Source organism: Pseudoalteromonas sp. S1609, assembly GCF_005887255.1.
In the GTDB taxonomy this organism is placed as follows: domain Bacteria; phylum Pseudomonadota; class Gammaproteobacteria; order Enterobacterales; family Alteromonadaceae; genus Pseudoalteromonas.
The window spans coordinates 50385-66467 of sequence record NZ_PNDJ01000032.1; the positions used below are offsets into that span (position 1 = coordinate 50385).

The window sequence follows — 16083 nt, forward strand, 5'->3', positions numbered from 1 at the left end:
GCGATGCCAGCTAAAGCTAAAATTACAAATGAAACACAGTTTAACATTGAGAGAATGATCCTTCTTTGGGAAGGAAAGCTTACATGGAAAAATCTAACTCAAAAAATTTCAATTGATCTTGATATTCAAGTATCAAGACAAACATTAGAGAGCTATAACGGGATTTATCAAGCTTATAAACATAAGAAATGTTCAAAAAACACTAAAGATCATCATTTTAAAAAGGGAATCATTAAGGCCGATGTTGATCTACTTAAGCGAATAAAGAAACTTGAAGCAGAGATAGAATTAAAGAATAAAACAATTAATGAACAAAAAAGGTTCCTACAAAGAGTTTTACAAAATGCCACAGAAATTCCTGCTCTGAAAGGTAACCTTGATATATTAGTAGCAGAAAGACCTGAAGACAAATAAACTAAATTGAACAACTTTTTCTGAATAAGTGTTAACTTTATCTGTCAGGTTTGATTGTTAGGGCTTAATCAAAACTGACAGCGGCATAAGACAAACTCGACCGTTCAACAGCAACTTAATATCGTAAATCCCGTTAAAATAAAGGACGTCCACCCAACTCGTATTTGGACAGAACTGAGTTTGAGTAAATGCAGCAATCTGCTTCTCGGATAAATTATAGTATTCTAAAATGCTGGTAGGCACCTTTGAATGCTATACCTGAGATGCAAAAAATGAACAATTCAGAGCATCTTCAAAGCATAGTACCTGATTTAGCTTATGCAGGATTTGCGTAGGACATACAAATCACAGCTACAAAAAAACCAAGCACCTCAAACCCAAGAATACTTAGACTAGACGCGTATGCACATTTTGTTAGTGGGTGCCACCCCATAGGGTCTAACTCGCAGCACAATAGTGACTCGTCGTATGAGAGTCTGAGATCACTCCTGTCTAATATCAGTCCTATTTGTTAAGGAAGTTAATCACAGAACTCATAGTCTACATCGATACTAGAAAGATCTTGAAGATCTTTAGACTTGATAGCATTTACAAAGCTAACAATATTTATGCAACTAAATTTACTAATTTTTCTCTCAACAGGAGATGGTGTAAGAGTGACCATTACCTTATAGACTTTTCTTACTTTATCGATACTCACTCCTTGCTGGTTTAGCTCGCTTACGACGAGCTCTATATTATCTACGACCCATTGGCATTTTTTTATAAATTTTTCAGAATAGGATTTCTTTCCGTATATAAACTTACTTAAGTCATCGCGATAAAGTCTTGGCTCAGTATTGAATCTAACATTTTTTGCTTCAATAACAAATATAGCGAACTCTTCTGGGAAATAACCTATAAAATCAATTTCTCCTACATCACTTGGCAAAACTTTTTTTTTCTCTTGGCAGTTATAACTTTTTATAGATTTTATTGATTTAATACCTATGAGGCTTAAGTTGTCATGTAAAATACCTTCAAACCATTTACCTGCATTGTTAGAAAGTGTGGTTAATTGGTTTTCTATTGCATTATCTTTCCAGTCTTCGGGTAACTTTTGATAGCATGCATTGTTTGTCAATATATCTAAAGCCTCTAAAGCCATAGTTTTTGAAAAAAACAGTGATGGTACCCCATTACGAGTAAATTCAAAAAAGCCTCGATGGTAGGCTCTATGCTCTTGTTTTGGGCTATACAATAACCTATCTTTCAGATTAACACTTCTCACGCTAAAGCCTTGAATTACCTTAGTTGCTTGCTCACACGAAAGCGAATAGCGTTGCTGTAACTCTTCAATAACCTTCCTTTTTTCGACTAGCGTGACTGGGGTTTTCTGGTTAGATATGTAGTTATATAAGAAGGTGATTAATTCTTTGTAGGTTAGCCCTAAGTGATCTTTAAAAGAGGGATATAATACTAAACTATGCTTATTGATATCGATGCCGTAAGGTAACCCAGTGATTAAGGAATGAATACCATTCCTTTCATTTCGAATATCTATTATATTACAGGCATCTAAGTCTTGTGGAACATAGAAGTAAGTATACTTACTTATATCTAAATGTAGATCCAGCGAATCAACCAAAAACTTGTAGCCATCTACCCTCATGTAAGATGAACACATCTCTTCTATAGATATAAAGATTTTTGATATGACTTCTAACGACTCATTTTCACTTAATTCTATCTTATCTTCGTGATCTAAATTATTATGTTCTTTGCAAAGCAGCTCTAATAAGTACTTAATTCCTCGTCTAGAATGGCTTGCATATGACAACCAATCTTCTTCTTGTTCTCTAGATAGCTTGCCACTCTGATATAATAAGTTTTGAACTGCATATCCTTCATACTGGAAGAGCATAAATTCTACCAATTCATATATATTTAATTGGCTTATACTTTCTTCTAAAGTAATTTCATATTCCTTATATATGAGCATGCAAATTTCGATTATTTTAGCTTTGTCAGTTATATGGCCAGATGAATAAACTGAGAATACTTTATTTTTAATTTTTGTATACATTTCACCTTCGACGTTTGGTAGTGGGCGAAATAATAGACGAGTCATTGTTATCAAATCCTTTATGGAGTTATTCAATTATGTACATTCGTTTCTAAATGAACATTCCCGGTTATGTAACACTTCGTTGAAAGCCCATTGATTCATGGGGTATGTGTAGTTCGTTGAGCATACTATGCTTTAGGGACGAAACACAATTGCGTTAAATTTCTCGCTTCAAGGACAAATCAGCATAGTGAATTGCCACCAATATACTGAGACTGGGATAAATTACTAAAATTTGTTCATCTTGATGATACCAGACGTAACAATTTGGAACACTGCCAAGTTAAAATGGGGCAAAGGCAGCTTGGGGTTGCTGCCTATATAAAATTAACAATCCGTTTCTCTGGATATCTTAATTGCATCTTCAATTTCAATTCCGAGATATCTGATGGTGTTATCAATTTTTGTATGACCAAGTAGTAACTGAACGGCACGTATATTTTTGGTTTGAGCATAAACCAAAGTCGCTTTGGTTCTTCGCATTGAGTGAGTTCCATAAAGGCCAGAATCAAGTCCTAATTGCTCAGCCGAGCTCCTGATGATAGACCTGTAATATGAATAGCTTATTGGTTGATTAGAGCGACGTATACTCCGAAACAAATAATCACTGGGTTACAATTTAACTTCTTGTACCCAACGGATAATACTTTGTTGTGTTCTCGGAGTTATCTCAAATTGAACTTCGATCCCTGTTTTCTTCTGCGTTAATTGAACCCTTCCAAATACTTGATCGAGAGTAGCGACGTCTCGAACTTTTAGAGAGAGTAAGTCACATGATCTTAGCTTGCTATCTATAGCCAAATTCAGTAAAGCTAATTGTATCAAGTTGTTTTGAATTTCAATTCGAGTGCGAATACGCCAAATCTCTTCAAGCTTGAAAGGACGTTTCACACCAGTAGCATTGTGGTTTAGTTCTGGTTTCATAGTGACCTCCTATTTAAAAGTCACTATGAGGATAGTGGATGTATTACTGATTAGGATTTGGACAAAACCCGTTTACAACCACACTTTACTAAAGAGTATAAACTGATGAGAAAGCATAGAGATATTGGATGAGTTGTGAAGTGAATCTTAACACACCTAATATTTGCCACACTAACGGGCTAAAGAGTCTCCGAATAGTTTCATTTGATTTCAGCCCTTCAACATATGCTCTTCAGCATCTCGCTTTCTTTCATATTCAATTTGATGGTCAATATTCTCTATAAAGCCTACAGCCCAATTTCTCACTTTGATATTGGTATGTTCGACTAAAGTTTGAAGTATTTTCTTATCAGCTTCTAAATACGGGATTAAAGACCCCGACCATGATCTACTTGAAAAATTTGCAGATATTTCACTGAGAAATGGCTTGCTATCAGCATACTCAGTCAATAATTGAATCATTAACGGGTTTATTGCGCGTTCTTCGCCACGCGAGATAAACATCGAAATTGCTCGACCAACTATAAGAAGAGCAACTTCATCTTTACACCAATCAACAACAACTTCTGGATCTAAGATATCAAAAATACTGTTATCTCTTTTTTTATAAGATTTACCACTACCAAGTAAGTCAATTAAACGATACGGTTTAATTGCGTTTCCATCAGTAAACTTATTAGCAACCTCAGGCCAGATATAGTCACCATGTACTTCGAAAGCTTTATAGAAAGCATTACTTAAGTAATCCCATAAGTCAGAATAATCAACCTCATTTCCGCCAACTTGATCAATAACATGCAAACATAGCTGTAATGCGAATTCAGCATCTTCCGACTTTAATAATCGTTCAACGGAATTTAGCCAATGGTAACTATCTGAATAGCGAGTCTTATCTTCTTTTTTGAAAGAAACATTAAGAACTAAATGGGCTAAAGTCTCTCTTAACTGAGTAAAATCCACATCATTACGACCATGTGTGTACATGTTCATATTATCAAGTGCTACCCAAGTTGCTGTCGCATCAATTTTGCTGAGTGACATGCAAAAGTGAGATATTTCCTCTTCAGTTAAATGCTCAGTTGCACACCCATAAACAAGCGTAGAGGCTGAATAGCTAGGGAGTTTTTCTTCAGCAATCAATCTAATAAAAACATCTAAATGCGAAATTTCAAAGCGACCAGTACGTATCGCGTCAGGATAATATTTAATAAGCTTTTCATCTGAGCCTATTAACTCGATTATTTCTTTCCATTCAGCAGGCTCCTTTACATTAAGTCCAGACAATAAACCAGAAAGGAACTGAGTATTAACAATATTATGCTTACGCAAATAGTCGAGAGTTGCATTAACTAGCTCTGATGTATTATCTGCTTCTAGCACTAAATGTTTTGCAAAAACCCAACTTTGCTTCTGCTCAGGAAAGGTCATCAATAATTCAAAATATTGATACAAATCAGCAAGCCTATTTTTAAGAACTTTCGCTAGTTCCTTCGCATCTTCTGCTGCCATATCAATATAGTGACCATCATCGCCTTTTACTTGCTCTCTCGATGGATTAAGCACGACTAATTTCAACTGTTCTTCAATGCTATTTTCGTCAGGGGACAATAGCTTTTCCCACGACTTTAAAAGGTCGATTTGTTCTTGAATCATTCCTTTAGCATCATAATGTAAAGCATGGCTTATCGATTGAGCTGCGGCAGGCCAGTATTTACCTGTAAGTTTGATTACTTCCTTAATAAAGTAGTCCAAATTCTCTGGTAGCTTGTATCGGATTAATCCTCTAATTTCATGACCAAATGCACCTTTAACCTGTTCAACCAAGTGTCCACGCTTAACAATCACAAGTAGTATGTCTAATAAAGACTGCCAATAATCATAAATCTCTTGATATGTTTTTGGATGCCATTCTTTTAATTCTGGCTTAGTGCCTTGAAACTCTGCTCCTATTGTTCTGGTGCCGCCGTGAGTATCCATTGCTGTTTTTATGGCGTCAATTATTACAATATCTGCACTTTCTAAGTCTAAGGCAATTGCTTTATTCAAAATTGCCAGTCTTTGGTCAAAATCAGCTTCAGTACCAGATAATTGCCAGCGAAATAATTGCGAAAATTGTCCCAATGCATTATTGCTATAATTTTCGTTTTCAAATTGCGCGAATTTAAATAAAGTCCATGCACTTTTATCAAAGCAAGATTTATGAAAAACAAGCATCTCCAATGCCCAGACTAAGTTTCGTCTTACATCGCCTTCTATATCGAGTATTTCTTTATCAGTTAATCGCGAAATAACTCTGTGCAACTGATTATTTGTAACAGTAGGGTTCACTTCAACTAATGCGCGAAAAAGTCTTGAACCCTGCTTAGATAGCAACAATTCCGCTTGGCCGAAAGGGTGGTTAGCAGCACAAAAATTTTCAACAAACGATTGCACATTTATCGAAGAGTCTAAGTATCTTATTTGATCGCAAAAACTATCGTGCAGCGTAGCTGGAAGGTTGGAGACAATCTCATTTTGTCTATCAAATGCACTTGTATTCCACCATTCCATTGCCAAGTTTAAAGCTAATGGTTTAGGAACCACACGAGCTAAGCTTCCAGTACAGTTAATCAACTCTTTTTCGTTGAAAGTCATAATTGTGTTTTCAAAGGTAATCTGGTCTGTTCCTGCAATGAGCTTTAAAAATTCAGCATCTTCATTGACGTCATCTCTAACACCTTTCTGAAATCTAAAATAATCGAAAAGAGAAAAGACTTTTAGCAACTCTCTCGCTTGGTCACTCAAAGTTCCATCACCATTTATTAATTTTTCTACAAGGTTGGATTCATCAAATTTAGTGGTAACACGCCCCTCTTGCTGTAGTTCCTTTGTAGTCATTTGTGCAAGCAGCGGAAAGCCTTCTATAAACTTCTCTAACTGTTGTTTGGATGAAGGTTCAAGATCTGGAAGTCGAGCGTCGATAATATTAGAAATTTGCTCCGATTCTAATTTTTCTAATTTGATACGTATGCTATTTGTTAATTTCTTATCTTCTTCGTGATAAAAATAAGTAGTAATTAGCTTCAGAGGTGAGTTGTTAACTTCAATTGCATTCGTCGCATAGTTATGTAATTCGACTGAACAATTGTCTATTATAACGAACCCCTCTGCTCCATTCTCGGCAGCTGTTTTTATTGACTCTTGAACAGCGCGTACATTTTCAGCGCCACTAAATATAATAAAATCACTATCTTTTAAGTTATTTCTATTTTTGTATTCAATCAATAACCGCGACTTTCCTAAACCAGATAAGCCAGTAAGTCTGATAAAACAGCTATTAGAGTTTATTGCTTCTGATAATGCGGAAAATGCTATTTTTCTTGGCTCATCTTCTTCATACGCAAGCTCATGCTTACGCTCATCATATTTAAGCCATTCTTTAATAGGTTTAGCCGCATCTAAATTGAATTTACCAACCGAAGGGGTATTTTTGATAAATGATTTCAGTAGTAAAACCTGTGTGTCATCTTCTGAGTTAGGTTTTACTATAGAGCTGTGATCTACCCCATTTATTGTTTCGATAGGGTGGTATCTAAATAGGCTTTTTGAACTCACTGAAGATACGATGGTTTCATTTGCATCAATAATGCTCAGTATATTCAATTGTTCACTTAATTTTTTATCTACCCAATCTTCATCTAAAGCGTCTAAGTCACTAGAGTTATTAACAAGCGATTTCAAGTGCCTATTATTAAAAGCAATAAATTTACCTATATTCGCTAATCCTGAACCACCGTGAGGTACATCAAAGAAGCATACTTTTTTGATGTTATGTTTAGTTCCCAGTTTACTAAGCCTGACGAGCAGACGTTTAATAACCAACCCTCCCATACTATGGCCAACTAAAATGATTTCATCTTTCGCAAGGTCACATCGAGCGTTTATATCGGTAAGTAGCCCATTTGCAATGTTTAAAATTGTAGGGGCTGGTTTATAGAATTGTTTTAGGAAATGGGGAGAAGTGTACCCATACTCAATTACTGTATGCTCAATATCAGGGTCATTAATTATATACTGAGGGAAATTACCCCATGTCTTATCAATTTTGCCACCTAAGCCGTGGACAAATATAATAAACTTACTCATCAGTTACTCCTTTAATTAAATTCACCCTGAAATGTATTTGTGTAACAACATATCTCATTTTTGTATTATATCTTTAAGCATAATATCTATTGCATTCTATATAGCGGGAGTAATTACAAAGTTAAACTGGCAACTTGCACAAAAAACGCCAAATAAATTGAAATATTTAGTGTTCCACTTTAACTGTAGTCGTATGAAATAACTATAGACGTCGTTTGAAGTAAGCGCATTTCACCTAACATGAGACTATGGCGCTAACAGTCTATTTAGCACAAAGCATTCCTTAGGGTGTAACTCATTTTTCCAAAAACAAGTTTATCTGACTGTCTGCTCCTCGCTCATTTGCGACGGTCTACTAAACTCATTTTTGGCAATAATAATTTCATTATGTACTCAAATATTTAATTAGGTATAACGCCTCGTTAAGCGGATAAAAATTGTTGGTTAGAATCGCTTAGCGATAACCAACTGTTTTTATTCCGTTTAAACGACTTGTTATGTGCTTTTACTTTATATTATCTCAATCTTTTGGTGTTCAGGAAGCCTTGAATACCATCTGATAGATTGTGAGCAAGCTTCTTTCATAAATGCGTTTAATTCAACAAATTCGGCTTCAGATGAAATTTCATCACCTGATTTATCAAAATTTGACTTAGCATGAACAACATTATTTCGCGTTTTATATATTATTTTTGCTGCAATATTCGAAGCAGTTGTTATTTTTTGAGGGTCAACAGAATAATCAATAACTTTTAATTTAAGCTGCTTTTTGATAGATACTTGAATGCTAGCGGGGAGTTTAGGAAAAAGGCCGACAAAATCGAAACATTTTGAGAAAGATGACTTTATAAGCTCTTCATCAGTAAACCTTCCTTGAACAGATTTTGCTAAATCAAATAATGATTTAATGTAATCGCCACTATCAAAACTGGACTTTGAAGCATCAAGTTTTTTCCTCATTAGTTCATACGCTTCTATTCTAAGAGCAATAGGGGAAAAATGTTCCAAAACTTTATAGAAGCTCAAAAACTTAAGCTCAGAGTCTTCGATTTGAACTCCCGATCTAAAGTATCTCATTCCATCATTCGCGGGTACCAACTCTCGAAGCTCACCAATTTTACCAATTTCATCTTCAATATCGCTGTAATCATCCATTGGACAATATATTTTACTTCTAGTTAGAGCTATATTTGTAGTATCTGCAACTTCAAAAACAAATGAGTCTATCAAACGTAATTCTTCGTTGCCCCTTAATTTAGATTTTTCATCTTTGTATACGAATTCAATTGCTGTATACGCAGAGTATGTAGGCCAATAATCGCCATCGTACGCACCTATTTTAGTTGCAACTAAACCAATAATTACGGAAGAGTTTATGAGGTTAATTTTAACATTTTGATCGTGTTCTATAGTAATTGATGGGTATTCATTTAATGCAAACTCACTATATTGGTCATTAGCAGAAACAATATATATTGAACGATATTTCGTATTTATATGTCCGTGATCTTCTATTTTTATAGATCTAATATCATCATCTAATTCTAGAAGTTCTTCAGTAGCAATTGAAGAATCGTCTTCTGCAGGGAAAGGAATATAAACTTCCTCTCTCTCTTCTTGTTCCTCAATACTTTCTTCAATTTTCTCAGAAGAATAAATTTCTTCGTCAAAATAGTCAGTATCGAAATACTTATCATATTTGATGATATATTCAAGAAGACTATTCAATTTGTCGTATTGCTCTTTTGTTAATTTCACTAATTTTTCTTCTATTTGTTAGATTACACGAAACATTGATAGGCACATAACGCCGCGTTAAGTAGTGAGCAACGCTGATACGAAACTTAACCTTGCCACCAGAAACACAAAAACTCAACCAAACCGAAATTACCGCGCGTTGCGAATCTGCCTTAAACGCTTTGTTAGCAGAGCTTTTTTAGCAAACCTTGCTTAATTTCAGACCACTCTGAATCAATAATTGAATAAACAACCGTGTCCCTTACAGAACCATCCTTTAGTATTTGATGGTTGCGTAAAATACCGTCTTGATTTACACCTAGCCGTTCAATAGCTTTTCGAGAAGCTGTATTGCAAACATGAGTTCGAAACTCAACTGCAATTGCCTCGTACCTCTCAAATAACTGTTTGAGGAGAAGATATTTACACTCTGTATTTATCAGAGTTCCCCTAGCCGAATTTGCATACCAAGTATAACCAATCAAAGCCCGTTTATTTGAATCATCAACTCCATAGTAACGAGTCGACCCTACTATCTTATTAGTCACTCTGTCTCTCACCGCATAGGCGATATTACCTAGAAGCATCTGAGTGATTGCATCACTGACATAGCAATGCATCTTTTCTGGGCTTGGTACATTAGCGAACCATAGCTTCCAATGCTCTCCGTCTTTAACTGCCTCAATCAATGCCGGAACATGATCTAAAGTAAGAGGTTCAAGAGCAACATATTGACCTTCAATTAAGCTTTTTTCTGTCCACATAAGCCTCAATTTCCTTTTGCCAGCTAACATTTTAGTATTTATGCGACACGCTGTTTGTGTTGCATAATCGCTTGTTGGACTGAGGCGCTACCTGCTCGGTGTGTCAGAGTTGGTGTTGTTCATGCTATGGGAATTTGCTTTTTAGAGGCTCTAGCTAAATCAGCTAATTTAATAAGCTTACCTATTATAATTTAAGCTTTCCCTGCATTGCTCAGCGTTTATTATCTATTCATTAAACCGAATGTTTAACCGTTAAGCAAGGATATTTTTCGCTCGCATAGTCGCTATTAGCCTGAGCAATTAAGCAGGTTAACTCATTGATTTTATGCAGCAAGCAAGGCTGCTAACTCGTTCGCGCTATTTTATTTGTCGCCACATCTAAATTCATCACACCAATAAACCGTAATATGCCAACCTTGCATGACAGGCAAGGCCAATGCGGTATTAATCGTTTTTGCTCTACCTTCGGCTTCACCGCTTTGCATGGGGTTGCTGATGCTTGAGCCTTTATTAACCCTAACTTTCGCTTGCGACACGCATTAGCTAAAAAGCCATAGTGGCGAATGCGCATAAACCCTTTGGGCAATACATGTTGTAAGTAACGCCGTAAAAATTCATCACAACTCAGAGTCATGACTTTATCGCGGTTGTTATCTGCATAATCGCGGTATTTAAAGCTCACTGTTTCTTCAGTCGCTGACACTAATCGTGATTCTGACATTACGCCTTTTCGGGTATAACGAGCAAGGTAACTAACTAGCTTTTCACTGTACGTTAAACAGGCTTTGCTATACACGCACCATTTGGTTGGTGTGCTTATCTTCGCGAATGAACTATCACATTCATTGAGCGCCGCCAGCATTTTTCCTCTAAACACTGTTGATAATGCTTTTACGGGGTATAAATAACCTTTCTCTATTTCATGCCAGCGCGCTTTATCAAGCGCGCCTGCGGGTATCAAACAATGCAGGTGAATATGCTGACTTAAGTTCTGCCCCCATGTATGCAGTACGCTTGTCATACCTAACTGGCCATGCCTCTTTCGTTTCGCAAATTTGCTCAGCGTTTGCCATGCGGCTTTAAATAAACACTGGTACAACGCGCTTGGGTTATAGTGCGCAATGATATTCAACTCATGAGGGAGCGTAAAAACAAGGTGGAAATACCGACACGGTAATAAATCCTCTTGCTGCCTTTGCACCCACTTAGCAGTAGCCATGCCTTGGCAACGCGGACAATGACGGTCTCGACAACTACACCCAATTTTTAGCGACTCACCACAGCTATCACATTTCCATGCTTGGTAACCGAGCTGACCCGTTCTGCATGATTGAAGGTGCTGACACACGCGCAGTTGTTGATAGCTCATCGTATGATGCTGGCGATAATTCTCAAGATTCGAGTTTAAAATATCAGCGAGGTGCAAGCCGCTCATTGATTTCCCCAGCTCGCAAGTAAATCAATGCCGCCATGACCTAACTCTGGTAACCAATGTAAGTAACTTTGTGTGGTTTTAATATTACTATGACCAAGCTGATGTTGCAGTTGATGAAGTGGCATACCTGATTCAAGTTGGTGTGTTGCATAAGCATGGCGTAAAGCATGTGGATTACAGTGCTTTAAGCCACACGCTTGTGTATGTTTTCTCAATGCCTTTCTGAAGCTTGAGGGTGACATGGGTTTATCCATTAACCATCGTGAATAAAACATCCAGCCCGTTGGGTGATACATTTTCCAATAGCAACGTAATTGATTTAGCACGCTATCTGATACAACAACATAGCGTGACTTATCTCCTTTACCCTGTTCAATTAAAATGGTTTTACGCTGCCCATCGATATCTTGTACTTTAATGCGTAGCAGTTCGCTTATACGTAAGCCACATCCATAACACACCACTATCAATGTTTTTAAGCGCATATCGGTGCAACTTTCTATAAGCCGTCGCATGTCATCGCGCGATAAATACGTGGGTGCGCGAAGTTTTACTTTTGGCAGTGCAATATCTAAGTTAAGTGGGCGGTGTAAAATATTCTTAAACAAAAACCAAATGCTGTTTATCTGTATTTTTTGGCTTGCTCTGGAGAGCTTGCGAATAGCGGGATCTTTAAAAAATATATTCAGCTCATCATCAGTAATTAAATCGAGTGGTTTATTAAAATAATGGCTGAGTTTAAGCAAATGCTCGCAGTAACTTTTACAGGTACTTTGTGAATAACCAAGATAGGCTATTTCAGTTTTGACTTGTTCAATGAGTGTATTCATGACTTACCTCCAAGTTGTGGGATAACCCCAAGGTAAGTGTGGCTCAAATGGTAAGAATAGGATCTCCGCGTAGCGGCTTAGTTCAACAATTTAATAGTGCGCTCATCGCGCATATTTCTGCCGACTTAACGCTCATTTATCTACTTTTAACAAATAACCTAAAGCATTACTATCACTAAGTTTTCTAAATTTTTTAGGTAAAGTTAAATGAACCAATATGCGCGCAGCGCTCATTTTCATGAATATATGCGCAAAGAGCAGTTTAACCAATCAATTAACGACGATAATTAGCCAATCTCTATGTCCGGTTATCGCTCTTAGCCGAAGTTCGGTTTAATGCCAAAAGCGGACTATGGTACTAACTCGTTTATGCCCCAAAACGTGTTTAGGCGAATTCCTAACAAGAGCGAACATCGGCCGCTCACAATTACTTTTCTATTTCGTCAAAGTATATTGCTTGCATAGTCAGGAAAACGACCCAATCGCTCGTTTTTACCCTGAGGAAAAAGTTAGAGTCACTGTATTTTTGTTGTATTGGCAATTAGTTAAGAAGTTTGTTACAAATAAGTCATGCAGAAAAACGAGCGACGCTGTGGTATAAAAACTCGCGATTCGCGCTATAAAAAGTTAGCTTTATTAAGGAGAGTTTTATGCCGCATTATTATCTAGAAGATTTAAATTGTGAATGGAGTTTAGTTCGAGAAAGTCAAACTAGCTCAAAGTTTAAAGTTAAACTTGAAGAATGCATTTATCATTTAGATGTCCATTACACGAGTTCAGCTTCCGTGACAGTAAACATTGTTGCTATCGGGGATGATTTGGCAATTGATAAATCTGTAATTACAGAGTTAATGGAAGATTTAGAAAGTGTAGTTTTAAAACATGGAAACTATGGGGTAATTGATTACTCTATGTCAGTATGTCCGCAAGTATTTGAAGGGAATTATTCAATAAATCAAAAAAAACGTGAAATTTTTAATCGAGATTTCCACAGGTGAAATTAACCTAAACCAAAGGACGCAAAATAGCAGGCTTGCACTCCTTCGTCGCTTATTTTCGCCTGCTATTTTTCGCTGGTTAGATAAGCGTTATGTTCAAGGAGTAAGTATTGGAACTTTGCGAAACATCTAAAGATTATGAGTTACTAACTCAAAAGATATATCGAGCAATTCTTGAGTCAGAAGGCGTAGAGAATATTGATGTGCAACACGATGTGAAAATAAAAGGGAAATCTGGTGTTGAGCATCAGATAGATGTTTTTTGGGAGTATCGATACGCAGGAGTGAGTCATAAAATCTTAATTGAATGCAAATATTATTCGAAACCTGTTTCACTAATACACGCAAGAAATATGTTGGGCCTGCTAAATGACATTCCTAATAGCCAAGGACTGATAGTTACTACACAAGGCTTTCAATCTGGAGTAATCGATTTTTGTGGTCATTATGAAATAAATTTAAAGAGAATTAGAACGCCACAAGGTACAGACTGGGATGGATATATCCAGATTATAAATGTGAATGGAGAACTGTATCAGAACCAATATTTGGATATGAAACTAGCTTTTGACGGAAAAGATTATGATACGAAGAAATACTTTGATAAACATGGTAGTCAAATATCATTCAATGTCTATGATTCTTCAATTGAAGAAGATGGTGTAGTAAGTTTTATTGGAAAATGGTTAGATTCGAAGATTGTGGCCAATTTAGTTGAACTAAATACCCCAAAGAAGGAAGTTATTTCACCTGAAAATGCCTTTGTAGTTTTGCCTACACAAGAAAGACTTAAGATTAAAAAATTTACTGTTCTATGGGAGTTAAGTAGGCAAGAGCTATCTATATCTGTTAATGCGATTGATTTTGTTCAAGCTGTTCTCGAAGATTTCAGAAGTGGTGATATTGAATACACTCTTAATAAAGAACATAACAAGTAAGGGCTGTCGGACTGTGCTTCACAGCCGCAGCTTTAAGCATTATTAGTAAAAGGAGAGTTATGAGTATTTCTGAGAAATTCTCTACGTTTTGTTCAGCATTACGTATGTCAGGTGATGTTGTTTCTAATGTATCCTACAGAGCGAAGCAGATAACAAAAAGAGTTAACTCAGACTTCAGAGGTTTGGATAGCGATACGAGTTATAGTCTATTTGTTGGCTCTTATGGAAGAGGTACGGATATATTTGTCAGCGATATTGATATGATTATCCAGTTACCTTATGAGCTGTACCAGAAATACAGTGGTTATCAGACCAATGGTCAATCTGCGCTTTTACAAGCGGTAAGGGACTCAATCAAGAAAACATACTCAACAACTCATATTGGTGGTGATGGGCAAGTTGTTAAGTTGAATTTTACAGACGGAATCTGTTATGAAATTGTGCCAGCTTTCATCAATAAAGATGGTGAGTCTTTTACATATCCAGACACTAATGACGGCGGTAAGTGGAAAGTTACAAATCCAAAAGCCGAAATTAAAGAAATAAATTCAGCAAACAATCACTGGAATAAAAACTTAAAGCGATTATGCCGAATGGCTCGAGCTTGGAAAGACAAATGGGACGTGCCAATTGGAGGTCTATTGATTGACACACTTGCTTATAACTTTCTAAAGCAATGGGAACACAAGGACAAGTCTTTTACTTACTATGATTGGATGACCAGAGACTTCTTTGCGTATCTCAAAGACCAAGATCCTGATAAGAATTATTGGTTAGCTCCTGGTAGTTCTCAGTATGTTTGGCGCAAAGGTAAATTCGAGTATAAAGCACTACGTTGCTACAACATCGCTGTTGAAGCATTAGACTATGAGCGTGATAATATGAGCGCATCAGCAAACCTCAAGTGGCGTGAAATCTATGGAACTAAATTCCCAAGTTGAAATTCTTGAATCCCAAATACGTGAATGTTTTGGTCGAGTAGTTTGGACTCATAAAACACATGAGAAGTGTGCAGATATATTGAACAAAAGGCAAAATCGAATTAAATTTTGGCAAATTGTATTGTCAGCAGTTACTACTTCAGGTGTTTTTATTGCGGTATTCGGTGAAAATAAAGTTATTGGTATTGCTTCAGCACTGATTTCGCTAGTACTTACAATTATCAACGCATACGTAAAAAAGTATGACTTAGGTGCTCTAGCACAGAAGCATGCAGATACAGCGGTATCTGTGTGGAATATCCGAGAAAAGTATTTTTCCCTTATTACCGATATTAAGTCTCAAACAATTGATGTGGAGGCTATCAAAGTGCAACGAGATAAGCTTCAAATCGAGCTTCATAAGCATTATAAAGGTTCACCACGTACGGTTAGCAAAGCATACATTGAGGCGTCTAAAGCGCTAAAAGAGATGGAGGAAATGACTTTCAGTGATGAAGAAATTGATAAATTTCTTCCCAAACCGTTGAAGCGTACAGTGTAAGTTTTGCTTATAATAAAGCATTTAAGCATGATTCCCAACACTTGGCATTTTTCATTCCATCGTTGGGTTTTGTGTTTATGGTGGTCTGGTTCAGCTTTGTAGTAGCGTTGCCATACCTAAATGCGGCATTAGCCCATAGAAATTTTTATGCGAAACTCACCTAATACGGCTGACTACCTAAAACGTTTTTGTCCAAAAACGAGTTTACCCCTCTTTCGCTTTCTTATAGTTTGCTCAAAAAACCGCCTTTATGTTAATAACTAAATAGGCTTTTAGGCCAGTCTTTAATTAAGATTATTCCACATAATAGTTTTCATCAAACGGTGACA

The 16083-nt window shown here is 36.5% G+C and carries 11 protein-coding genes and 1 pseudogene; 5 read left to right on the top strand and 7 right to left on the bottom strand.

Going from position 1 to position 16083, the window contains the following annotated elements:
• Window positions 1-3: 3 nt before the first annotated feature.
• On the top strand, window positions 4-414 hold the full coding sequence (locus CWB76_RS09300) for a hypothetical protein (RefSeq protein ID WP_138607054.1): 411 nt from the start codon (window positions 4-6) through the stop codon (window positions 412-414).
• 520 nt (window positions 415-934) lie between these two features.
• Here the strand turns inward: CWB76_RS09300 and CWB76_RS09305 are convergent.
• The 7 genes and pseudogenes from CWB76_RS09305 to CWB76_RS09335 all read right to left on the bottom strand — a co-directional run bounded on the left by CWB76_RS09305 (window position 935) and on the right by CWB76_RS09335 (window position 12336).
• Window positions 935-2524 (bottom strand): hypothetical protein, encoded by a 1590-nt coding sequence (locus tag CWB76_RS09305; protein WP_138607056.1) that lies wholly within the window; start codon window positions 2522-2524, stop codon window positions 935-937.
• A gap of 324 nt (window positions 2525-2848) precedes the next feature.
• A pseudogene (locus CWB76_RS09310) lies at window positions 2849-3445 on the bottom strand (tyrosine-type recombinase/integrase).
• A gap of 210 nt (window positions 3446-3655) precedes the next feature.
• Window positions 3656-7570 carry a hypothetical protein gene (locus tag CWB76_RS09315; RefSeq protein ID WP_138607058.1) on the bottom strand — a complete coding sequence of 1305 codons (3915 nt, stop codon included), beginning with the start codon at window positions 7568-7570 and terminating at the stop codon, window positions 3656-3658.
• 510 nt (window positions 7571-8080) lie between these two features.
• Entirely contained in the window at window positions 8081-9328 is a 1248-nt protein-coding gene (locus tag CWB76_RS09320; protein ID WP_138607060.1) for a hypothetical protein, read from the bottom strand.
• A gap of 164 nt (window positions 9329-9492) precedes the next feature.
• Window positions 9493-10071, bottom strand: coding sequence for a GNAT family N-acetyltransferase (locus tag CWB76_RS09325; RefSeq protein WP_138607062.1), 579 nt, complete (start codon window positions 10069-10071; stop codon window positions 9493-9495).
• 343 nt (window positions 10072-10414) lie between these two features.
• A complete protein-coding gene (locus CWB76_RS09330; RefSeq protein WP_138607064.1) occupies window positions 10415-11506 on the bottom strand; it encodes an IS91 family transposase in 1092 nt (363 codons plus the stop codon).
• The gene (locus CWB76_RS09335) at window positions 11503-12336 is read right to left on the bottom strand and encodes a tyrosine-type recombinase/integrase (protein ID WP_138607066.1); all 834 of its coding nucleotides are present in this window, start codon (window positions 12334-12336) and stop codon (window positions 11503-11505) included. The genes CWB76_RS09330 and CWB76_RS09335 overlap by 4 nt, the downstream gene beginning before the upstream one ends.
• Before the next feature lie 650 nt (window positions 12337-12986).
• On the opposite strand from CWB76_RS09335, the gene CWB76_RS09340 reads away from it, so the two are divergent.
• From CWB76_RS09340 to CWB76_RS09355, 4 genes are all read left to right on the top strand, one after another.
• Complete coding sequence (locus tag CWB76_RS09340; RefSeq protein WP_029773979.1) at window positions 12987-13334, top strand: hypothetical protein; 348 nt, start codon at window positions 12987-12989, stop codon at window positions 13332-13334.
• 110 nt (window positions 13335-13444) lie between these two features.
• Entirely contained in the window at window positions 13445-14272 is an 828-nt protein-coding gene (locus CWB76_RS09345) for a restriction endonuclease (RefSeq protein WP_138607068.1), read from the top strand.
• A 59-nt stretch (window positions 14273-14331) separates the two neighbouring features.
• Window positions 14332-15213, top strand: a complete 882-nt coding sequence (locus tag CWB76_RS09350) for an SMODS domain-containing nucleotidyltransferase (protein ID WP_029773981.1) — start codon at window positions 14332-14334, stop codon at window positions 15211-15213.
• Complete coding sequence (locus CWB76_RS09355; protein ID WP_029773982.1) at window positions 15191-15754, top strand: SLATT domain-containing protein; 564 nt, start codon at window positions 15191-15193, stop codon at window positions 15752-15754. Before CWB76_RS09350 ends, CWB76_RS09355 begins: the two co-directional genes overlap by 23 nt.
• The last annotated feature ends 329 nt before the right edge of the window (window positions 15755-16083 follow it).